Annotated in this window: 18 protein-coding genes; 3 read left to right on the top strand and 15 right to left on the bottom strand. The window is 75.0% G+C overall.

Features of this window, described 5'->3' with window-relative positions; genetic code table 11:
- Positions 1-86: 86 nt before the first annotated feature.
- Together ACFWWU_RS22615 and ACFWWU_RS22610 are read right to left on the bottom strand one after the other, a co-directional pair.
- Positions 87-1,106: an MBL fold metallo-hydrolase gene (locus ACFWWU_RS22615; protein WP_384147622.1), complete on the bottom strand. Its 1,020-nt coding sequence runs from the start codon at positions 1,104-1,106 to the stop codon at positions 87-89.
- Positions 1,103-2,692: a class I adenylate-forming enzyme family protein gene (locus ACFWWU_RS22610; protein WP_384147621.1), complete on the bottom strand. Its 1,590-nt coding sequence runs from the start codon at positions 2,690-2,692 to the stop codon at positions 1,103-1,105. The genes ACFWWU_RS22615 and ACFWWU_RS22610 overlap by 4 nt, the downstream gene beginning before the upstream one ends.
- Before the next feature lie 260 nt (positions 2,693-2,952).
- Here ACFWWU_RS22610 and ACFWWU_RS22605 point away from each other — a divergent pair, with 260 nt between their 5' ends.
- The gene (locus ACFWWU_RS22605) at positions 2,953-3,384 is read left to right on the top strand and encodes a nuclear transport factor 2 family protein (protein WP_384147620.1); all 432 of its coding nucleotides are present in this window, start codon (positions 2,953-2,955) and stop codon (positions 3,382-3,384) included.
- Positions 3,385-3,657: 273 nt separating this feature from the next.
- Here the strand turns inward: ACFWWU_RS22605 and ACFWWU_RS22600 are convergent, their stop codons facing one another.
- On the bottom strand, positions 3,658-4,431 hold the full coding sequence (locus ACFWWU_RS22600; RefSeq protein WP_384147619.1) for a cyclase family protein: 774 nt from the start codon (positions 4,429-4,431) through the stop codon (positions 3,658-3,660).
- A gap of 247 nt (positions 4,432-4,678) precedes the next feature.
- On the opposite strand from ACFWWU_RS22600, the gene ACFWWU_RS22595 reads away from it, so the two are divergent.
- A complete protein-coding gene (locus ACFWWU_RS22595) occupies positions 4,679-5,143 on the top strand; it encodes a nuclear transport factor 2 family protein (RefSeq protein ID WP_384147618.1) in 465 nt (154 codons plus the stop codon).
- A 166-nt stretch (positions 5,144-5,309) separates the two neighbouring features.
- On the opposite strand, the gene ACFWWU_RS22590 is transcribed toward ACFWWU_RS22595, so the two are convergent.
- From ACFWWU_RS22590 to ACFWWU_RS22535, 12 genes are all read right to left on the bottom strand, one after another.
- Positions 5,310-5,573, bottom strand: a complete 264-nt coding sequence (locus ACFWWU_RS22590; protein ID WP_384147617.1) for an acyl carrier protein — start codon at positions 5,571-5,573, stop codon at positions 5,310-5,312.
- The gene (locus ACFWWU_RS22585; RefSeq protein WP_384147616.1) at positions 5,561-6,340 is read right to left on the bottom strand and encodes a 4'-phosphopantetheinyl transferase family protein; all 780 of its coding nucleotides are present in this window, start codon (positions 6,338-6,340) and stop codon (positions 5,561-5,563) included. Before ACFWWU_RS22585 ends, ACFWWU_RS22590 begins: the two co-directional genes overlap by 13 nt.
- A gap of 143 nt (positions 6,341-6,483) precedes the next feature.
- On the bottom strand, positions 6,484-8,283 hold the full coding sequence (locus ACFWWU_RS22580; RefSeq protein ID WP_384147615.1) for an acyl-CoA dehydrogenase: 1,800 nt from the start codon (positions 8,281-8,283) through the stop codon (positions 6,484-6,486).
- Positions 8,284-8,406: 123 nt separating this feature from the next.
- Positions 8,407-9,360 carry an aromatase/cyclase gene (locus tag ACFWWU_RS22575; RefSeq protein ID WP_384147614.1) on the bottom strand — a complete coding sequence of 318 codons (954 nt, stop codon included), beginning with the start codon at positions 9,358-9,360 and terminating at the stop codon, positions 8,407-8,409.
- Positions 9,361-9,507: 147 nt separating this feature from the next.
- The gene (locus ACFWWU_RS22570) at positions 9,508-10,302 is read right to left on the bottom strand and encodes an SDR family NAD(P)-dependent oxidoreductase (RefSeq protein WP_384147613.1); all 795 of its coding nucleotides are present in this window, start codon (positions 10,300-10,302) and stop codon (positions 9,508-9,510) included.
- On the bottom strand, positions 10,275-11,552 hold the full coding sequence (locus tag ACFWWU_RS22565) for an acyltransferase domain-containing protein (protein WP_384147612.1): 1,278 nt from the start codon (positions 11,550-11,552) through the stop codon (positions 10,275-10,277). The genes ACFWWU_RS22570 and ACFWWU_RS22565 overlap by 28 nt, the downstream gene beginning before the upstream one ends.
- Positions 11,549-12,766 carry a ketosynthase chain-length factor gene (locus tag ACFWWU_RS22560; protein ID WP_384147611.1) on the bottom strand — a complete coding sequence of 406 codons (1,218 nt, stop codon included), beginning with the start codon at positions 12,764-12,766 and terminating at the stop codon, positions 11,549-11,551. The genes ACFWWU_RS22565 and ACFWWU_RS22560 overlap by 4 nt, the downstream gene beginning before the upstream one ends.
- Complete coding sequence (locus tag ACFWWU_RS22555; RefSeq protein ID WP_384147610.1) at positions 12,763-14,031, bottom strand: beta-ketoacyl-[acyl-carrier-protein] synthase family protein; 1,269 nt, start codon at positions 14,029-14,031, stop codon at positions 12,763-12,765. The genes ACFWWU_RS22560 and ACFWWU_RS22555 overlap by 4 nt, the downstream gene beginning before the upstream one ends.
- A gap of 64 nt (positions 14,032-14,095) precedes the next feature.
- Positions 14,096-15,250 carry a ketoacyl-ACP synthase III family protein gene (locus tag ACFWWU_RS22550; protein ID WP_384147609.1) on the bottom strand — a complete coding sequence of 385 codons (1,155 nt, stop codon included), beginning with the start codon at positions 15,248-15,250 and terminating at the stop codon, positions 14,096-14,098.
- Positions 15,251-15,297: 47 nt separating this feature from the next.
- A complete protein-coding gene (locus tag ACFWWU_RS22545) occupies positions 15,298-16,791 on the bottom strand; it encodes a DHA2 family efflux MFS transporter permease subunit (protein ID WP_384147608.1) in 1,494 nt (497 codons plus the stop codon).
- Positions 16,792-17,033: 242 nt separating this feature from the next.
- Complete coding sequence (locus ACFWWU_RS22540) at positions 17,034-17,708, bottom strand: response regulator (protein WP_384147607.1); 675 nt, start codon at positions 17,706-17,708, stop codon at positions 17,034-17,036.
- Positions 17,705-18,985, bottom strand: a complete 1,281-nt coding sequence (locus ACFWWU_RS22535; protein ID WP_384147606.1) for a histidine kinase — start codon at positions 18,983-18,985, stop codon at positions 17,705-17,707. Before ACFWWU_RS22535 ends, ACFWWU_RS22540 begins: the two co-directional genes overlap by 4 nt.
- Before the next feature lie 169 nt (positions 18,986-19,154).
- Between ACFWWU_RS22535 and ACFWWU_RS22530 the strand changes: the two genes are divergently transcribed.
- Complete coding sequence (locus ACFWWU_RS22530) at positions 19,155-20,315, top strand: serine hydrolase domain-containing protein (protein ID WP_384147605.1); 1,161 nt, start codon at positions 19,155-19,157, stop codon at positions 20,313-20,315.
- The last annotated feature ends 23 nt before the right edge of the window (positions 20,316-20,338 follow it).

The following is a 20,338-nucleotide window of genomic DNA, read 5'->3' as shown; positions in this document are numbered from 1 at the left end:
CAGCCGGACACCGCCGTCCGGCCCGGGGTGGCCGGATACGTGTACGCGCCGTACGGGACGCCCTCACCTCCCGTACGGCGCGGTGTCTACGGCCCCGGTGGCAGCGTCCGGCCCTCCCCGACCGCCAGCGGCCACAGGTCCGCCGGCGCGCGGCCGGTCTCCCGCCAGGCGGCGCGGGCCCGTTCGAGCGGGTCGAGCAGCGGCTCGCCCGACAGGGCGAACGTGCCCCAGTGCATCGTCGCCATCCGCGCGGCGCCCGCGTCGAGGCAGCCGCGCACGGCCTCCTCCGGGCTGACGTGCGCGTGCGAGAGCAGCGCGCGCGGCTCGTACGCGCCGATCGGCATCAGCGCCAGGTCGATGCCGGGGAAGGCCTCTCCGATCTCCCCGAAGTGCGGCCCGTACGCCGTGTCCCCGGCGAAGTAGACCCGGTGCCCGGGGCCGGACAGCACCCACCCCGACCAGAGCGTGCGGCACAGGTCGAAGGGGCCGCGGCGGCTCCAGTGGCGGGCCGGGACACAGCCGAACCGGACCCCGTCGAGCTCGGCCTCCTCCCACCAGTCCAGCTCGGTGACCCCGCCGAACCCGCGCTTCCTGAACCACCGTCCGAGCCCGGCGGGCACGAACACCGGTGTCGTCCGCGGCAGCCGGTCGATCGTGGGGGCGTCGAGGTGGTCGTAGTGGCTGTGGCTGATCACCACGGCGTCGACCGGCCCGACGGCGTCCCACTCCACTCCCGGCGGGGTGAGCCTGCGGCCCGCCCCGAGGATGGCGGAGGACCACACGGGGTCGGTGAGGACGGTGAGCCCGCCGATGCGTACGACATAGGTGGCGTGCCCCACCCAGGTAGCCGAGGTCCCGGCCGGATCGAAGCCGGACCCGCCGCTCCGCTCCGGGTGTACGGGGATGAGCGCGGCCTGCGACCGGTCGTCCGGCCGGAGCTTCCCCGCGACGACGGCGGCCAGCATGTCGCGGGGGCTCGGCAACGGATCGGCGAGCCGGTGCCGGTACCCATCGGCCCGGTCGCACCGCGCACCGACCGGCCGCCGTACGACCACGGGGTCAGCGCCCGGGTCCTGGTCCGGGGCGGTCGGCCGGACGCCGGTCATCCTGACACCGCCGCCTCCACCGGCTCCGCCGACTCCGCCCACTCCGCCGACTCCACGGGGCGGGCGCCCAGTGCGCGCAGGGCGGCCTTGTCGAGTTTGCCGTTGGGCAGTCGCGGCAGGGCGCCGACGCGGACCACGCGGTGCACCCGCTCGGTCTCGGGGCCGTCCGCCGCGGCGAGCCGCTCCTCCCACGCGTCCTCGGCCCCGTCCCGTGCCACCACGAACGCGGTGGTCAGGAGCGGGCCTTCGGTCCCGGGCGCGGGCATGCCCAGCACCGCGCACTCGCGGACGGCGGGGTGCGCCGCGAGGCGGCGCTCCACCCGGCCGGGCGAGACGAGCGCGCCCGCGTGGTGGTAGAGGTCGACGACCCTATCGAGGACGTACAGGTCGCCCTCGGGCGAGAGTCGGCCCGCGTCGCCCGTGGCGAACCAGCCGTCCGCCCCGGCGGCCGGCGCCACCGCGAGCCGCCCCAGGGCGTCCAGCGAGACGTAGCCGAGCGCGACGTGCGGGCCGGCGATCTCGATCTCGCCGAGCCCGCCGTCCGTCACCGGCTCGCGCGTGGTCAGGTCGACGATCCGGGTCGCGGCCTCCGGCAGGGCGGGGCCGACCGAGCCCTCGGGGGCGCCCTCGGCACCGGCGGAGTGGGCGAGGCCCGCCGTCTCCGTCAGCCCGTACCCCTGGACGAGGGGCGCGCCGAAGGACGTGCTCAGCCGGTCGGCCGTGGCGGGGGGCAGCGGGAGCCCGCCCGTGCCGACGAGCCGGACGTCCGGCAGGGCCAGGGCCCGTGGCTCGGGGTGTTCGGCGAGGCCGGCCAGCTGGAACGGCAGGGCGTAGAAGTGGGTGGCCCGCCGCTCCCGGGCCAGCCGGACCGCGCCGGCCGGGTCCCGGCCCGCCGCGAGGAGCTGGGTGGCGCCGGCCGTGACGGCGGCGTTGAGGTGCATCGGATGGTAGAGCGGCAGTGCGTTGAGCACGACGGCGTCCGCGCCGACGCCGTGCGCCGCGCCGATCTGCCGGGCGCCGGTGAGCAGGTTGCGGTGGGTCAGGGCGACGCCCTTGGGGCGGCCGGTGCTGCCGCTGGTGAACATGATCGCGGCGATGTCGTCGGGACCGGCCGGGACGCTCTCGTACGCTCCCGCCTCCGCGGTCCGGGGCAGCTCCTCGAAGGTCACCACGGCCCGCAGCGACGGCACCGCGGCGAGGGCCGGGCCCACCGCGTCCCGTACGTCCGCCGCGAGGACGACGGCCGCGGCCCCGACGGAGCCGAGGAGGCCCTGCCAGACGGGCGGCGGGAGGAAGGGGTTGACGGGCGCGACGATGTGACCGGCACGGGCCACCGCGTAGTAGACGGCGGGGAAGTCGGCTCCGAGGACCGAGGAGACCGCGACGACCTCGGGCCGTCCGGTGCCGAGCAGTCCGGCGAGGTGGGCGGCGATCGCGTCGACCCGCGCGTCCAGCTCCGCGTAGGTCAGGGCGGTGCCGGCGGCTTCCACGGCGAGGTGCCGCCCGGACCGGCGGGCTGCCTCGCGCGGCAGCGCGCCCAGCAGGCCCGGTGCTCCCTCCGAGAACTCACGACGCTGTACGACCACGACGGCTCCCCCATTCCCTTCACCCGGCAGATCCCGGCAGATCCCGGCAGATTCCGGCAGCCTCTCCAGCCGTCCTTGAGCGGCCGTCGAGCGACGGTGAACAAGGCCGGCCCGAGCGCCCGCCGAGCCGCCGGGACCAGCCTGCGTCCCCACGCCTTACGCACCCGACGCCCCGCGCCCTGCGCGCCCGTGCCCCGTGCCCCGCACCCCGTACCCCGCACCCCGTGCCCCGTGCCCCGTGCCCCGACCGAGGAGCCTTCGTGTCCGCTACCGCCGCCGCCCGCCGCCAGTCCCTCCTGGACTTCTACGCCCGCCAGATGCACGCCGCCGACGGCGACGACGTCGACGCGTACGCGGGCACGTTCACCGAGGACACCGTCTTCCGGAGCAACGCGCTGCCCGGCCCGGTCCAGGGCAGGGAGAGGATCCGCGAGGCGACCCGCAGGCTGGGCGAGGCGCGCCGCGCCGGCGGGGTCGTACGACGTCACCTGCTGGCCTCCCTCGCCGTGACCGAGCTGGCCGACGGGGCGCTGGCCACCCGCGGGTACGTGCTCCTGGTGGAGACGGCCCGGGAGGGCGCCCCGGAGGCGTACCTGAGCACGGTCATGGAGGACGAGGTGGTCGCGGAGGACGGCGGATGGCGGGTGCGCCGCCGCGACGTGCTGCGCGACGACCTCCCGCCGCTGGGCTGAACCGGCCCGACGGCGGACGAGGTGGGGGGGGGGGGCCCGCGCGGGGGGGGGGGCCCCCCCCCCCCGCCCCCGCCCCCCCCCCCCCCCCCCGGGCCGGGGGGTGGGTTTAAAAAAAAAAAAGCGGGCCACGGGGGGGGGGGGGGGGCCCCCCCCCTTGGGGGGGGCCTCCCCCCGCCCGGCGGGGGGGGGCGCCGGGCCCGGGGGGGGGGGGGGGGGGGGGCCCCCCCCCCCGCGCGGGCCCCCCCCCCGCACCTCGTCCCGCGACGCCGCCGCTCACTCCGGGACGTGGGCCACCGCCCGGGTCCAGCCCGCCCCGGCCCGGGCGATCTTGACGGGGAAGCAGCTGACGGTGAAGCCGAACGGGCGCGGCAGGGCCTCCAGGCCGGCGAGCCGCTCGATCTGGCAGTACTCGACCTCCCGGCCGGCGAAGTGCGCGGGCCACAGCACGTCGCGGTCGCCGGTCTCCTGGAAGGTCTTGATGATGTGCCCGAAGGGGGCGTCCAGGCTGAAGGCGTCGGTGCCGATCACGCGGATGCCCAGGTCGAGCAGGTACCGCACGGCCGAGCCGTCGAGCCCGGTGAAGTCGGTGAAGTAGCTCTGGGTGCCGACGCGGGCGGCGGCGCCGGTGTCGAGCAGCACGATGTCCAGCGGCTGCGGCTCGTACCCGGTCTCGGCCACCGCCTTGCGCAGCCGGTCGGCGCCGACGGTGCCGGTGCCCGCGTCCCGCAGGTCGAGGACGAAGGCCGGGCGGTGGAACCAGTCGAGCGGCATCTGGTCGATGGTGCGGGGCACCCCGTACGTGCCGCGCGACCCGTAGTGGGCGGGGGCGTCGACATGAGTGCCGGTGTGCGCGGTGAGGGTCAGGAAGTCGTTGGTGAGGAACTCGCCGTCGGGCAGCACCGAGGTGTCGAAGTCGACGCCGAAGACCCGCTTCATGCCCTCGGCCATGTGCCGGGCGCCTTCCTCGGCGGACATGATCGTGTGGGTCACGGTGTCCGGCTCCCAGAACTCGCCGTCCACCGGCGAGGACAGATCGATCAGAGGCATGGGCGTGCTCCTTGGCAGTCGGGGCGGGAGGCCGCGATCAGGCGCGGGCGGTCGCCATCGTCGGTGGCGGGCCTCGTACGTCCCTGGAGGATGTGTGAACCCCCCGCCGCCCTTCGGAACGCCTTCAGAACGCCTTCGGAACCCCTTCAGAAACGGCCGAGTCCTCTTCGAGCGGCCCCGGCGACCTTGGTGACGGCGGCACGGGGCCACCGCGTCCGCCGACCGTCCCATCACCGGAGGGAACACCATGCCGACCGTCACGTCCGACGCCCCGGTCACCGGAGCGCAGACCGAACTCCGCCACGAGGTCGAGGAGTTCTACGCCCGGCACTTCCAGGCCGGGGACGGGGGCGACGCGGTCGCCTGGGCCGAGGGCTTCGCCGTGGACGGCTCCTTCAGCTCCAACGCCCGCCCCGAGCCGGTGGTCTCGCGCGCCGTCATCCTGCCGGCGGTCACCGCGATGTTCGCGGCCCGTACGGCGGAGGGCGTGCAGCACCGGCACATGCTGACCCAGCTGACCGTCGAGCCGCGCGAGGACGGCACCGTGCTCACCCGCTCGTACGTCCTCGTGGTCTCGACGCCCCGCGAGGGCGGTCCTGCCCTGCTGGCCAGCACCCTCGTCACCGACGTACTGAACCGGGAGGACGGCGCGCTGCGCATCCTCTCCCGACACGTCGACCGCGACGACCTGCCGCCGACGTCCACGCTCTGACCACACCACCAGCACCACCAGCGCCACCCGTCCCGACTCCGCGCCCCGGTCTCATCCCCCGTGACCGGGGCACGGTCATGTCCGCGGGCGGCACGCACGGCGAAAGGGGCGGGGCCCGACCACCGGAAGGTGGCCGGGCCCCGCCCCTCTGCCTCGGTCGCCTCGTTCAGGCGGCGACGGGCACCGCCTCCGCGCCGTTGACCAGGGCGAGGAGGAGGGCCGGCGTCTCCGCCTCCGCCACGACGTCGTCGGGCAGGGCGACCCCGAGGTCGCGCTCGATCCGGCCGGTCGCCTGGAGCAGGGCCAGCGAGTCGTACCCGAGCTCCACGAAGGGGGTGTCGAGGATGTCGCCCCCCAGGTCCACGCCCTCCTCCTCGCCCGCGGACTCACGGAGGATCTGCAACAGGGTGTCAAGCGTCAGCCGGGCCATGGTGGAAGTCCCTTCCCTACAAGCTCTGTCGAGTCACTTACCAGAAGATTCTCAGCCGACTTCCTCGACAACCGATCGAGCGGATCTGAACACTCCGCATCCCCGGCGTTCCCCCTTTCCCGTGTGTCGCGCACCGCGAGACCCACGAGGTGGGTGCCGTCCAGCGGCAGCGCCGTGAACCGCCAGGCCGGGTCGGCGACGGGGGTGCCGTCGTCCCGGAGCAGCACGGCTTCTCCCCCACCCCCACCCTCCTCCGGGACGAATCCGAACGACGTGAAGGGCAGCAACCGCCCCTGGGCCAAGGCCTTGGTGTACGCCTCCTTGAGCACCCAGAGCCGCAGCAGCCGGGCGTCGCGCTCCGCCTCCGGCAGCCGGGCGAGCGCGTCTCGTTCGGCGGGTGCGCACATCCGGGGCTCCAGGCCCGTGCCGTACAGCCGCCGGCCCGCGCTCTCCACGTCGACGCCGACGCAGCCGAGGACGGTGACCGCGACGCACAGCACGTCACCGGTGTGGCTGAGGCTCAGCGCGACCCCGGGCCTGCCGCGCACGACGGGGCGGCCGGTGAGCCCGTAGGCCAGTTCGAGGCCGTCCGGCTCCACCCGCAGGGCCCGCGCCGCCGCGTACTTGAGCAGCAGCCGTCCGGCCGCGAACCGCTCGGCGTCGGCCCCGTGCCGGGCCTCGTACCGCGCCCGGTCGTCGCCGAGCAGCGCCCGCAGTCGCGAGGGGGCGGTCAGGGCGGGGTGCCACGGCGCCACCCGGGACCACACGACGGCGGTTCCGCACCGCGCCAGGTCCCCGGCGACCGGCCCCCACGGCCCGCGGGGACCGGGCACATGCCGGGGTACGGGTCCGGGTCCGGGTCCGGGTACGTGCCGGGGTGCGGGTATCGGCCCCCCGTCGCTCGCCGCGCTCATCCCGCGAGCACCCGGTCGTCGAGGTCGTAGCTGCGGGCCTCGGCGGCGCGGCGCAGGACCTCCTCGCAGAGGGCGGCCTCGACTCCGGGCGGGAGCGGCGGGGCGGCCCGGCCGAGGCGGCGCAGGATCCGGTGCAGGGCGACGGCGAGCCAGCCGGGGTCGGCGGCGCGGGCTTCCCCGGGGCTCTCCCGCCAGACGCCGAAGCCGGCGGCGGCGGCGAGCAGCAGGGCGTACCGGTCGGTGAGCGGGAACACCCGGGACGGGTAGGGGCCGGCCCCGAATCTCCCGAGACCGTCGCAGGCCTCCTGGAGGCGTACGGTCTCGGCGGCGAGCAGCCCGAGCTGGGCGCGGAGGGTCCGGAGCACGGGATCGCCGCCCGCGAGCCGTCGTTCGCCCGGTGCTTCGGCGAGCAGGGCGCAGAGCCCGTCGCGGCCGTCGGCGGCGGTGAACACGGCGGGGTCCAGCGGCAGCACGGGGCCCGGGCGGAAGAGCGCGGCGGGCGGCGGTGCCTCGCCGGTCCAGCGGCCGCTGCCGATCCAGCCCAGGTGCTGGGCCATGACGGTCTGGCAGACGACGTTGCCCACATGGCCGAAAGTGACCGTGGGGAAGTCCCGTACGTGCTTCTGGAGGATGGCGTAGGCGCCGTCCCGGGCGTGGAAGGCGCCGCCCAGGATCACGGAGAGGGCGTTGAGGTTCTCCTCGACCCCCGCCGGGACCAGGTACTTGGCGGCGGCGGCCAGGACCGGGGAGCCGCCCGGCAGCAGGTGCAGGGCACGGGCCGCCGTGCGGGCGAGGGCGTCGGCGAGCAGGAGGTCGGCGAAGGCGCCCGCGACGGCGGTCCGCGCGTACGAGACCTGGGGCAGCGGGCGGCTGAAGGGCCGCTGCTCCACGGCGTACAGGGCGGCGGTGCGCAGGGCGGTGTCGGAGACCCCGATGACCATGGAGGGGACGGCCGCGTGGATGAGCGGGAAGACGGAGAGGCTGTGGCGCACGCCGCCGCCCCAGCTGCCGAGCAGCGCGGTGCGGGGCAGCGGGCGCTCGGTGAACTCCAGGCTGCCGACGCGTAGTCCGCGCATGCCGGCGGCCCGGCGGGTCTCGCCGCGGCGCACGCGGGGGCCGGTGAGGTCGGCCGCGTCGAGCAGGAAGAGCGAATGCCCGCCGCCACCGCCGTCCTCGCCCTCACCATCTTCCTCGCCCTCGCCCTCGCCCTCGCCCTCGCCTTCGCCTTCGCCGGTGCGGGCGAAGGCCACGACCAGCCGGGCGTCCTGCGCGTTGTGGACGGCTCGCTTGCGGCCGTCGAGCAGATAGCCGTCCGGGGCGTGCCGGGCGTGCAGTTCGTCGCTGACGAAGTCGTTGCCGTGGGCGAACCGGTGGTACGCGATGGTGGCGCGGCCCCCGTCGAGGAGGACCTCGGCGGTCCTCGCCCGCTGGGTGTCGTCGCCGAAGGCCCAGACCGCGGTGGCGGCCATGAAGGAGGTGAGCGCGCTGCCCACGCCCAGTGCGGCGTCGCGGCGGAACAGGGCACGCAGGACGGGCCCGAGCTCGTCGGTGCCGCGCAGCCGGCCGCCGAGGGAGGCCGGCACGAACTCGGAGTTCAGACCGAGCCGGTCGTAGAGCGCGACGCCCGCCGGGGGCAGGACGCGCGCCTCGTCGGCGGCGAGCACCGCGGCCCAGCCGACGGGGTTGGCGGGATCGCGGGGATCACCGAGCGCGGCCTCGACGGCGTCGATCCGCGCCCCGACCGGGACCCCGACCGGGACGCCGACCGGCACCCTGGCCGAAGCCCCGGCCGGCACCCTGCCCGATGCCTCGGCCGGCACCCTGGCCGAAGCCCCGACCGGCACCCTGACCGATGCCTCGCCCGATGCCTCGGCCGACTCCCCGGCCGGACCCCGGCCCCAGCGCCCCGGGCCCATGGATCACGCCCGGGCGGCCTCGGCGTACGCCTTGGCGTGCCGAAGCGTGGTGGAGCTGTTCGTGCCGAGGGCGTGGCGCACCAGGGCCCGGGCCTCGGTGAGCGTCGCCGCCTCGCCGAGGGCCTGCCGGACGCCGGCCGGGTCCAGGGTCACGGTGTGCCAGGAGGTGGCCGTGACCTCGTCCCCGTGCTGGACGACGGTCCAGCGCCCGGTGTGGCCGGCCATGACCGGCGGCACCTTCAGCTGCTTGTAGACGAGCAGCCCCCGCTCGGGGAAGCTCACGCGGACGGATCGGGTGTGGTGGAGGGAGCCGTCGGGGCTGCGGGTGTCCATGTCGAGGACCTGGATGCCGCCGTCCTCCTCGGTGAAGCGGGTGGCGGCGACGTGCGGCAGTCGCTCGGGCCACTGGTCGGCCCGGTCGAGGAACGCGTACACGTCACGGGCGGAGCCCTGGATCCGCTCGCTGTCGCTGAAGGTGAACGTCAGCTCGCCGCCCTCGGCGGCCTCGGCGGTGTCCCGCAGGGCGGCCAGCTCCTTCACGCTGTTGGTCTCGACGGCCCTGGCCACCCACTCGGCGGCCTCGGGGTCGTCGTCCACGACGGCGTAGTCGTGCAGCAGGACGACCCGGCAGCCGCCGGCCGCGTCGGCCTCCACGCGCCACTCGCCGCCCATCGCGGCCACCGGCGCGGAGGAGACGACCTGGCGGAAGGCGATCGTGCGCGCGGTCCGGTCCAGGGTGCGCCGGGAGGCCCAGGAGCGGACCTCGCCGTTGGCGAAGGCCCAGATGCGCAGGGCCTGTTCGGTGCCGTCGTCCTGGGTCACCTCGGCGTACACGGTGGGCCCGAAGACCTGGGGCCATCGGGTCACGTCCGCCACCAGGGCGAAGACCTCCTCGGGCGGGGCTGCGACGACGGTCTCGTGCCGGGTGACGTGGATGGTGGGGGCGGTGGCGGTCAAGGCGGTCTTCCTTCCGGTGGCGAGGGCCGGCGCCACCGCGGGGGGGGGCGGCGCCGGGAAGAGACTGCGGGCGACGGCGGACGGCCGAGGCCGGCCAGGCCCGGCCGTGGCGGACGGGCACGGCCAGGTGCGGCCGTGGCGGGCGGGTCAGTAGTTGCCCAGGCCGCCGCAGACGTTGAGGGCCTGCGCGGTGATCGACGCGGCGGTGTCGGAGGCGAGGTAGCCGACGAGACCCGCGACCTCCTCCGGGGTGGAGTAGCGGCCGAGCGGGATCTTCGCCTGGAAGCGCTCCAGGACCTGCTCCTCGGTGGTGCCCCAGTGGTCGGCGTACCCCTGGCGCACCCGGCCCGCCATGGGCGTCTCGACGTAGCCGGGGCAGACCGCGTTGACGGTGATGCCGGCGCGGGCCTGGGCGAGCTCCAGGCCGAGGGCCTTGGAGAAGCCGACGACGCCGTGCTTGGAGGCGGAGTACGGGGCGGCGAGGACGACGCCCTGCTTGCCGCCGGTGGAGGCGATGCTGATGATCCGGCCGGCCTTGCGCTCCAGCATGCCGCCGGTGGTGAGCGCCTCGCGGGTCAGGCGGAAGACGGCGTTGAGATTGGTCTCGATGACGTCCTCCCACAGCTCGTCGGAGAGTTCGGCGGTGATGCCGCCGCCGCCCCGGCCCGCGTTGTTGACGAGGACGTGCAGGGGTCCGAAGCGGTCGACGGCGGCCCGGACGACGTCCTTGGCGTCCTGCTTGGAGGTGACGTCGGCGCGGACGCCGTCGGCCTCGTGGCCGGCGCTCCGCAGCTTGTCGACGACGGCGCGGACGTCGTCCTCGTTGCGGGAGCAGACGAAGACCGCGTGCCCCTGCTCGGCGAGGAGTTCGGCACAGGCGAGACCGATCCCGCTGGTGCCGCCGGTGATGAGGGCTACGCGGCGCCCGCTGTTGCTGTCCATCTCTGGTCCTCTCGCTGTCGCGTGGAAGGGGTGGTGGGGTCTACGAGGTCGGTGGGGGCGCGGTGCCCGAGCCGATGCCCGTGGTCCCGCAGCTTCCGGGCCACGGTGGCCAGTTGCCTGACGTCGAGCTGCGCGCCGGCCCGCACCGGGGAGAGGGGCACGACGGCCGATCCGTTCCGGGTGACGGCGGTATGGCGGCGGGCGAGCATGGAGAGCCCCTGCCCGGGACCTGCCTCGACCAGGAGGAAGGGGCCGCCGCCGACGGGTCCGTCCCCGCCGAGGAGGTGGTTGAGCGCCGGGCCGAAGAGGACGGTCCTGGCGGGCTGCATCGCCCAGAACCCCGGGTCGCTCAGCTGCGGTTCGGCCAGCGGGCGCGTGGTGTAACCGGAGACCACGACGGTCCGCGGCGCCTTGTAGGCGATCCGCTCGTACGCGGGGCGGGTGCTCGCGCAGGCCGCCTCGACGGAGGGGCTGTGGAAGCCGGTGGTGGCCTTGGCCCGCATCCAGGTCAGCGATCCGGCGTCCAGGGCGTCGGTGACGGCGGACAGGTGGGGCTCGGGGCCGGCGATCATCACCTGGGAGGGTGCGTTGACCGCGCCGACGACGACCTGCGACGTGAGCCAGGGCGTGATCAGCGCCGGACTGGCGGACACCGCGACCATCCCACCGCGCGGGGCGCCGGCGAGCGCCCGCACGCGGGCGTCGAGCGCGGTCACCGCGTCGGGCAGGTTCATGATCCCGGCGAGGACGGCGGCCGCGTACTCGCCCGCGCTGTGCCCGACGAGCGCGACGGGCCGGACGCCCCAGGAGGCGAGGAGCGTGCCGTAGGCGACGTCGAGGGCGAAGAGCAGGGGCTGCGCGCGGCGGACGTCGTCGATGTCGACGAGGGGCCGCTCGGCGAGCCAGTCGTCCCGCACCCGGCGCCCCTCGGCCCCGAGGAGCCCGAGGACCTCTTCGACGACCCGGGTGAAGACCGCTTCGGTGCCGTAGAGCCCGTGGGCCATACCGGGGTACTGGGAGCCCTGCCCCGGCAGCATGAGGATGACGGGGGTGGGGGCGGAGCCGCGCGGCGAGGCGACGGGGGCGGGGACGGGCGCGGCGCCATGCGCCGGAGACCCGGGCACGGCCACGGCCACGGCCCGGTCCACCGCAACGCCGCTGCCGCCGCCGCTGCCGCTGCTGCCACTGCCACTGCCACTGGGCGTAGCTCCGGCTGACGGGACCGCCCGGCCGGGCGCCGCCCCGTTCATCGCTCGCTCCCGCGCAGGAGGACGGCGCTGTTGAAGCCGCCGTGGCCGCGGGCGACGACCAGGGCCGTGCGCAGGCGGACCTCGCGGGCGGTGCCGGTGACCAGGTCGAGGCCGTACGAGGGGTCGGGGGCGTCGACGTACGGGGTCGGCGGGATCACGCCGTCGCGCAGCGCGAGCAGCGCGGTCGCCGTGTCGAGGGAACCGCCGCCGGCGAAGAGCCGGCCGGTGCCGGCCTTCGGCGCGGTGACGGGCACGCCGCGCGCGCCGAACACCGCCGCGAGCGCCTCGGCCTCGGCCCGGTCCTGCGCGGGTACGCCGGACGCGTCGGCGAAGACGACGTCCACGTCGGCGGGGTCGGTCCCGGCCTCCGCGAGGGCCGCGCGGATCGCCCGCTCCAGGCCGGGCGGCCGTCCGGAGCCGGGCTTCGGGTCGAGGGTGGCCGCGTACCCGGCGATCTCCCCGTACACCTGGTGGGCACCGCGGGCGCGGGCCGCTTCGGCCTCCTCGACGACGAGGAGCGCCCCGCCCTCGCCGGGCACGTAGCCGGACGCCTCGGCGGAGAACGGCAGGTAGGCGCGCTCCGGGTCGTCGACGCGGCTCAGCAGGCCGGTGGCGATCTGGGCGACCCAGCCCCAGGGGCAGAGCGCCCCGTCGACGCCGCCGGAGACGACGAGCCCGGTGCCGCGCCGCAGCTGCCGCCGGGCGTGGCCGAGCGCGTCGATGCCGCTCGCCTGGTCCGTCACCAGGACTCCGCTGGGGCCGCGCAGCCCGTGCCGGATGGATATCTGGCCGGTGTTGACGGCGTAGAACCAGGCGAAGGACTGGTAGGCGGAGACGTACTCCTTGCCCTTGCTCCACAGGTTCTGGAGCTCGCGGTGGCCGAACTCGACGCCGCCGCCGGAGGCGCCGGTGATGACGCCCATGCCGTACTCGTCGAGCGCGGCGGTGTCGACGGCCGCGTCGGCGAGCGCCTCGTCGGCGGCCTTCAGGGCGAGCCGGGTCATGTGGTCGGTCTGCGGGATGAGCCTGCTGGGCAGGTGCTCGGCGGCGTCGAAGCCGTCGACCTCGCCGGCGATCCGGGTGGGGTACTGGGTGGCGTCGAAGCGGGTGAGGGGTCCGAGACCGCCCCGCCCGTCGAGCGCGGCCTTCCAGTAGGCCTCGGCGCCCAGGCCGTTGGGCGCGGTGACGCCGATGCCGGTCACTACCGCGGTCACGGGTTCCTCCTGTCGGGGTCGGCGAGGACCATCGCGGTCTGGAAGCCGCCGAAGCCGCTGCCGACGCTCAGGACGACGTCGGTGCGGTGGTCGCGCGCGGTCAACGGCACGTAGTCCAGGTCGCAGTCGGGGTCGGGGGTGTGGAGGTTGGCGGTCGGCGGCACCACGTCGTGCTCGATGGCGAGCGCGCAGGCCGCGATCTCCAGGGCGCCGATGGCGCCGAGCGAGTGCCCGATCATCGACTTGATGGAGCTGACGGGTACGTCGTAGGCGTGGGCGCCGAGGCTCCGCTTGAAGGCGGCGGTCTCGTGGCGGTCGTTCATCTTGGTGCTGGAGCCGTGCGCGTTGACGTAGTCGACGGCGTCCGGGGAGATCCGGGCCTCGCCGAGGGCGCGGTCGATGGCCTCGGCCATCTCCCGTCCGTCGGGCTTGAGTCCGGTCATGTGGTACGCGTTGCAGCGCGAGGCGTAGCCGGCGATCTCGGCGTAGATGTGGGCGTTCCTGCGCCGGGCGCTCTCCAGCTCCTCCAGGACGAGGACGGCGGCGCCCTCGCCGAGCACGAGACCGTTCCGCGTGAGGTCGAAGGGCCGGGAGGCGGCGCCGGGCTCGTCGTTGCGCGGGGTGGTGGCGTGGATGGCGTCGAAGCAGGCGGAGGTGATCGGGGAGATCGGGGCCTCCGTCGCTCCGGCGATCATCACGTCGGCGCTGCCCTCGCGGATGAGTTCGGCCGCGTGGCCGAGGGCGTCGAGGCCGGAGGTGCAGCCGGTGGAAACGACGGCGGAGGGGCCTTCGGCGCCGGCCTGCCAGGCGAGTTCGGCGACCATGGAGCTGGGCACGAAGTGGCGGTAGAGGTCGGCGACCGCGTACTCGTGGTCGACCTCCCACTTCCGTCCGCCGTCGCTGACGACGACGTACTCGCGCTCCAGGCTGGTGGTGCAGCCGACCGCGTTGCCGAGGGTGGAGCCGATCCGGCCGGGGTCGTGGGCGGAGAGGTCGAGCCCGCTGTCGGCGAGCGCCTCCCGCGCGCTGACGACGGCGAACTGGGCGGCCCGGTCGAGGCGGCGGATCTCCTGGGGGCCGAGCCCGGCGGCGCGCGGGTCGAAGTCGACCTCGGCGGCGAGCCGGGAGCGGAACGGCGAGGCGTCGAAGTGGGTGATGGTGCGGGTGGCGGAGCGGCCGGCGGTCAGCAGCTCCCAGTAGGCCTTGACGCCCACGCCGCCCGGGGCGACGGCCCCGATGCCGGTGATGACGACTCTGCGGGTCACGGGCGCACCCCCGCGCGGCTGCGGAGCGCCTCGGCGGCTCCTCGTACGACGCGTACGACTCGGGTCACTTCTCTTGTCCTTCCACGTGGACGGATACGGGCGGGGCAGCGGCGGAGACAGCCGGCGGCACGGACGGGGCGGCGGCGGAGACAGCCGGCGGCACGGACGGGGCGGCGGCGGAGACAGCCGGCGGCACCGGCGGGGTGTCGATGACACGGACGACGGCGCAGGACCAGGTGAAGCCGGCCCCGATGCCGGCGAGCAGGACGTGCTCGCCGGGCCGGAGCGCGCCCGTGGCGGCGAGGTGCGCGAGGGCCGCGAACTGGTCGGCGGCGCCCAGGTGGCCGACCGTGCGGCCCCAGTCGAAGACGGTGCGCTCCTCGGGGATGCCGAAGGGCTGGAAGAAGGCGGCGTCCAGGCGGCGCCACCCCAGGTTCGGCAGGACGAAGCGGTCGATCCGGTCCAGGGTCACGTCGGCCTCGGCGAGCGCCCGCTTGAGGGCGGCGCGCTGTCCGGCGGCGACGCGGGCGACGGTGAACGACATGCCCGCCCCGCCGACGTAGGCCCGCTTGTGGCGTTCCATGTCGACGACGGGGTGCCGGCCGAACGGCGCCGTGCCGAACGGGTCGTCGCCCCGGTGCATGCCCTCCAGGTCGGAGTCGGCGACGGTGGCGAGGCTCAGCAACCGGGCGAACCCGGCGCGCCGGGAGAGGACGAGGGCGGCCCCGGCGTCGCCGTAGAGGGTGCCCGGGTCCGAGCGCCACCGGTCGAAGGCGGGTTCGCAGAACCGGTCTCCGGCCGTGAGCAGCGCCGCCGACCTGGTGTCGCCGCCGAGCAGGTATCCGGCGGCCAGGTCGAGCGCGGCCATGCCGCCGTTGGACATCTGCCGCACCTCCAGGGCGGGGCCCTCGCCGCACGGCACCTCGCGCTGGATGTACGAGGCGGGCGGCCACAGGTCGTGGCCCTGGTAGTGCACGGTGGCGTGCAGCAGCAGGTCGATGTCCGCGGGGCCGAGCCCGGCGTGGGCCATGGCCCGGCGGCCGGCCGTGACGGCGAGCACCGGTCCGGGCTCGGACGCGGACACCGCGACGCTGTCCATCCGCATCTGCCGGGCGGTGCGCTCGTCGATCCGCCCTTCGGCGACGGCGTCGCGCACCCGGCGGGTTGCCGGGACGCTGCTGCCGACCCCGGCGATGAAGACGTCGCGTTCGTACCTCAACTGGGTCCCTCCACAGGGATGCTCGGGCTGTGTACGGGGGCGGTCGGTCAGCCCCGCGCGCCCACCGGCTCCTTGGCGGGGGTCTCCGCACCGGGAACCGCGGTCCTGGCCTCGGTCACGCCCTGACCACCGGAGGTCACCCCCTCCTTGCGTCCGTCGAGCCAGAGCGACCAGACGGCCGCGCAGGCGACGGCCGCCGCGCCGATCCAGAGGGCGGTGACCATGCCGTCGACGAAGGTGTGCGCGTCGGTGTAGCCGCCGTGGGAGGCGAAGACCGCGGCGAGCACGGCCACTCCGAAGACGCCGCCGAGCTCCCGGATGGTGTTGTTGACGCCGGAGGCGATGCCCTCCTCCTCACGGCGTACCGCGCCGAGCGCCAGGTTGGCGGCGGGCCCGAAGTACAGCCCCATGCCGAGGCCGTTAAGCACGAAGCCGGGGAGCAGCGTCAGGAACCCGGAGGTCTCGGTGACGGTGGCGGCGAGGAGGGCGAGGCCCGCGGCCTGGAGCACCATGCCGGCGATCACGATCGGCCGGCCGCCGATCTTGTCGGAGAGGATGCCGCCGATGGGCGCGGCGATGAGCGTCATGCCGGTCCAGGCGAGCAGCCGGACGCCGGCGCCGAGCGGCGAGGCGCCCTGGACGGTCTGCACGTACTGGGTGACCAGGAAGATCGAGCCGAACATGCCGAAGTACATGAGGAGCGAGACGCCGTTGATGGCGTTGAAGCCGCGGTTGCGGAAGAGGGCGAGCGGCATCATCGGGTACGGGGTACGGCTCTCCCACACCAGGAAGGCGACAAGGGCGAGGACGCCGACGGCGAAGCTCCCGAGGACCCGCAGGCTGGTCCACCCGGCGGCGTTGCCCTCGACGAGGCCGAAGACGAGGCCGAGCATGCCGACGCTGGCGAGGACGGTGCCGGCCAGGTCGAGCGGCTTGCGCTCGCCGTGGCTCTCGGCGAGCCAGCCGGGCGCGAGGGCGAGCAGGGCGATGCCGATCGGCACATTGATCCAGAAGATCCACTGCCAGGACAGGTAGTTGATGACCACACCGCCGACGACGGGCCCGAGCGCGACCGCGAGTCCGCCGACCGCGCCCCAGATGCCGAGCGCGGCTCCGCGCTTCTCCGGCGGGTACGCGGCCGAGAGGAGGGTCAGCGTGAGGGGCAGGACGATCGCGGCGCCGATGCCCTGCACACCGCGTCCGGCGATGAGCAGTCCCATGCCGGGGGCGAGCGCGGACATCACGGAGCCGGCGGTGAAGACGGCGATGCCGAGGGTGAAGAGCCGCTTGCGCCCGAACCGGTCGGCGACGACGGCGGCGGACAGCAGGAGCACGGCGAAGACCAGGGTGAAGGAGTTGACCGTCCACTCCAGGGCGCTGAGGCTCGCGTTCAGGCTGTCCCGGAGCTCGGGAAGCGCGGTGGTGACGACCAGGTTGTCCAGGGACACCATGAACACGGCGACCGCGGCGACGGCGGCGGTCCGTCCCGGATGGCCGTGTGTCACCTCGGCCCCGATGGGCGGTACGTCGATGGAGGCCATCGTGGGAACCCTCTCCTTCTTCACAACGTCGACTGCTGCCGTGAAGAAGGTCGCCCCGGGCGATAGCGCACCACTGGAGACCTTCTGAAGCGTGCCGGGGCGTGGTCCGGAGGCGGGTCCCTCATGGGGGAAGCACACGAAACGGCCCCGCCCCCGGAGTGCACGAGAGCCGCCGCTCCGGTCCCCCGGGGCGGGGAATCAGAGGGGCGGCTCCGGTGCGGATCCCGACGACGTGACGGGGCTCAGCCGGCGAACCCCGGGACCACCAGGCCGGATTCGTACGCGATCACCACCGCGTGGGTCCGGTTCTGTGCGCCGAGCTTGGTCAGCACGTTCCCGACGTGCGTCTTCACCGTCTCCAGGCTCACCGTGAGCGACTCCGCGATCTCCGGGTTGGACAGGCCGGTGGCCATCAGCCGCAGCACTCCTTCCTCCCGCCCCGTCAGCGCCGCCCTCGGCAGGGCCTCGGCGGAGTGCAGCGGTCGGGGTGCGACCATCCGGCGCAGGGTCGTCGGGAAGAGGATCGCCTCCCCCGCCGCCACCACCCGCACCGCCTCCGCGATCTGCCGGACCGGAAGCCGCTTCAGCACGAACCCGCTGGCGCCCGCGCTGAGCGCGGCGGTGACGTGGTCGTCGTTCTCGAAGGTGGTGATCACCACGACCTTCGGCGGTTCGGCCGACCCGGCGAGGAGGTGCCGGGTGGCCTCGATCCCGTCGCGGCGCGGCATCCGTACGTCCATCAGGACCACGTCCGGACGCAGCCGCCGTGCCTGTTCGACCGCCTCGACGCCGTCGGCGGCCTCGCCGACCACCGTGAGCCCCGGCTGTGCCGCGAGCAAGGTGCGCAGACCGCTGCGGGTCACCTCGTCGTCGTCCGCGATCAGGAGGGTGACGGGTGTGCCGCCGGTGCCGGTCATGGCGACAACCGTACGGGGAGCCGGACGGCCAACCGCCAGTGCCGCGGCCCGTCCGGGCCCGCGTCGATCTCGCCGTGCAGCAGTCGCACGCGCTCGGCGAGGCCGGGCAGGCCGTGCCCGGACGTGGGGAAGGCGCCCCGCCCCGTGCTCGTACGCGGCCCGTCCCCGGTCCGGTTGACCACACCGAGCTCCAGCCGGTCCGGCGCGGCCGCCACGCGGACCTCGATCGGACCGCCCGCTCCGTGCCGCATCGCGTTCGTCAGCCCCTCCTGCAGGATCCGGTAGGCCGCGCGGGAGAGCGTCCCCCGCACCTGCGCCGGGTCCCCCGACAGCTCCAGCTCCACCACCGCGCCCGTGTGCCGCAACCGGTCGAGCAGCTCGGGCAGATCGGCCAGGGTGCGGGTCGGCGCCGTCTCGGCCTCTCGTTCGCGCAGGACGCCGAGCACGTAGTCCAGGTCCTCCAGCGCGGCCCGGGACGCCTCCTCGATGCTGCGCAGGGCGGCCCGCGCCGCCACCGGGTCGGCGGAGAGCATCTCGCCGGCCACCGCCGCCTGGATCGTGGTCGTCGTGAGCGTGTGCCCGATCGAGTCGTGCAGTTCGTGGGCCAGTCGGTTGCGTTCGGCCAGCCGCAGTTCCCGCTCGGCCGCCAGCGCGAGCCGCTCGGCCGAGGACGGCCCGAGCAGCCGGGGCGCCGACCAGCGCAGGACCTTCGTCACCACCACGCACACGCTCGCCGCGAGCAGCAGGCAGCCGAGCGCGACCGCCCAGCTCTGCCAGCCGCCCTCCACCCGTACCGTCCGGCCGAACAGGCTCAGCCCCACCTCGGCGTCGAGCCAACCCCCCGGAAGGGTCAGGCCCGCGAAGAGCAGCACGCCGCTCGCCAGTGCTCCCGTCCATCCGAGCGCCACGTGCAGCAGCAGCCAGAGAGGAGTCCGCCAGCGGTCGACGCGGGACGGCACGGCGGCAGCCGGCCCGTCGCCGGGCCGGCTCGTGGGCGTGCGTACGGCGACAGGCTCGGGCAACGACACCCTCAGCAGCCGTCGGGCGGACACGACCAGCACCCGCCGCGTGGTGCGCGCGAGACCGACCAGGCCGATCAGTGCCGCCCAGCCGAGCAGGACCACGACGATCTGCACGCCCTCGGGAGCGGAGCGCCACGCCAGCGCCGGCAGCAGCGCGAAGGACAGCAGGGGAAGGCTCGCCAGAACGGCGCCGTAGGCGAACAGCGCGCCCGAGTACGTGGAGCGGCGCAGCAGCGGCCGAAGTCCCTTGATCATGATCGACCAGTATGTACGGGCGGCTCACGCGCGGCCTCCCCCGATCGGGGGAGCACGTTCTCCCGCTTTCCCGCGATGCGCGCCGGAGCCCGGGAATCCATGATCGTGCCCTGCCCGGTCGACGGGCGGCCCATCCGACAGCACCCCACGATTCCCCTGGAGTTGACTCATGCGTGAGCAGACCTGGCACGGGCCCCGTACCTCCACGACGCGGCGCCGCGGAGTGCTGGCGGCCGCGGCCGCGGTGGCCGTCGCCGTCATGGCCACGGGCGCCCTGGCGCCGCCCACGGCATCCGCCGCCGCCCGGCCGGACACCGTCCAGCAGGGCCTGAACGGTCTGGTGCGCGACGGCCAACCCGCCGCGCTGGCGACCGTCCAGGGCCCTGACGGCCGTACCCGTACCTACACCGCGGGCGTCGGCGACCTCGCCACCGGTGCGCAGGTGCCGAGGGACGGCCAGGTGCGGGCCGGCAGCAACACCAAGACGTTCGTCGCGGTCGTCGTGCTGCAACTGGTCGGCGAGGGGAAGATCGCCCTCGACGCCTCCGTCGACACCTACCTCCCGGGCCTCGTGCGCGGGAAGGGCAACGACGGCCGCCGCATCACCGTCCGTCAGCTCCTGCAGCACACCAGCGGGCTTCCCGAGTACGGGGCGCACATCAGCGACGACGAGATCGCGCACCGGTACTTCGAGCCTCGCGACCTCGTCGACATCGCCCTCAAGTACAAGGCCGAGTTCCGGCCCGGGACGAAGTGGAGCTACAGCAACACGAACTACGTCCTGGCCGGCCTCATCGTCCAGAAGGTCACCGGCCGCCCCCTCGCCGAGGAGATCGACCGGCGCGTCGTCCGGCACATCGGGCTGCGCCACACCTACTTCCCCGCCCCCGGCGACAGGACCATCAGGGAACCCCACCCGAAGGGCTACCGCGTGATGCCGGCGGGCGAGCCGCTGCGCGAGTACACCGAGATCGACCCGTCGGCAGGCTGGGCGGCGGGCCAGATGATCTCCACCAACTCCGACCTCAACCGCTTCTTCACCGCGCTCCTCGACGGCGACCTCCTCCCGGCCGCCCAGCTCGCCCAGATGCGCACCACCGTCCCGGTCGGCGACACCGGCGCCCACTACGGCCTGGGCCTCATGAGCAGGAAGCTGTCGTGCGGCGGCGTCTACTGGGGCCACGGCGGCGACATCGTGGGATACGAGACCCGCGGCGGAGCGACCGACGACGGCTACGCCGCGAACATCGCGGTGACGAGCATCCCGGCCGACATCTCGGGCACGAGGCGCGTCGAAACCGTCGTGGACACGGCCCTCTGCCGCCGCTGACACCGGCTCGCGCCGGGAGTCGA

The organism is Streptomyces sp. NPDC058650 (assembly GCF_042717315.1).
Taxonomy (GTDB): Bacteria; Actinomycetota; Actinomycetes; order Streptomycetales; family Streptomycetaceae; genus Streptomyces.
This window is presented reverse-complemented; position numbering and strand designations above follow the sequence as displayed.

Bases quoted from the DNA above. Each gene is read 5' to 3' on its own strand.
- ACFWWU_RS22535 (WP_384147606.1), bottom strand. From the start codon at position 18,985: ATGATCAAGGGACTTCGGCCGCTGCTGCGCCGCTCCACGTACTCGGGC.
- ACFWWU_RS22540 (WP_384147607.1), bottom strand. From the start codon at position 17,708: ATGACCGGCACCGGCGGCACACCCGTCACCCTCCTGATCGCGGACGAC.
- ACFWWU_RS22530 (WP_384147605.1), top strand. From the start codon at position 19,155: ATGCGTGAGCAGACCTGGCACGGGCCCCGTACCTCCACGACGCGGCGC.
- ACFWWU_RS22595 (WP_384147618.1), top strand. From the start codon at position 4,679: ATGCCGACCGTCACGTCCGACGCCCCGGTCACCGGAGCGCAGACCGAA.
- ACFWWU_RS22600 (WP_384147619.1), bottom strand. From the start codon at position 4,431: ATGCCTCTGATCGATCTGTCCTCGCCGGTGGACGGCGAGTTCTGGGAG.
- ACFWWU_RS22565 (WP_384147612.1), bottom strand. From the start codon at position 11,552: ATGAACGGGGCGGCGCCCGGCCGGGCGGTCCCGTCAGCCGGAGCTACG.
- ACFWWU_RS22570 (WP_384147613.1), bottom strand. From the start codon at position 10,302: ATGGACAGCAACAGCGGGCGCCGCGTAGCCCTCATCACCGGCGGCACC.
- ACFWWU_RS22615 (WP_384147622.1), bottom strand. From the start codon at position 1,106: ATGACCGGCGTCCGGCCGACCGCCCCGGACCAGGACCCGGGCGCTGAC.
- ACFWWU_RS22590 (WP_384147617.1), bottom strand. From the start codon at position 5,573: ATGGCCCGGCTGACGCTTGACACCCTGTTGCAGATCCTCCGTGAGTCC.
- ACFWWU_RS22545 (WP_384147608.1), bottom strand. From the start codon at position 16,791: ATGGCCTCCATCGACGTACCGCCCATCGGGGCCGAGGTGACACACGGC.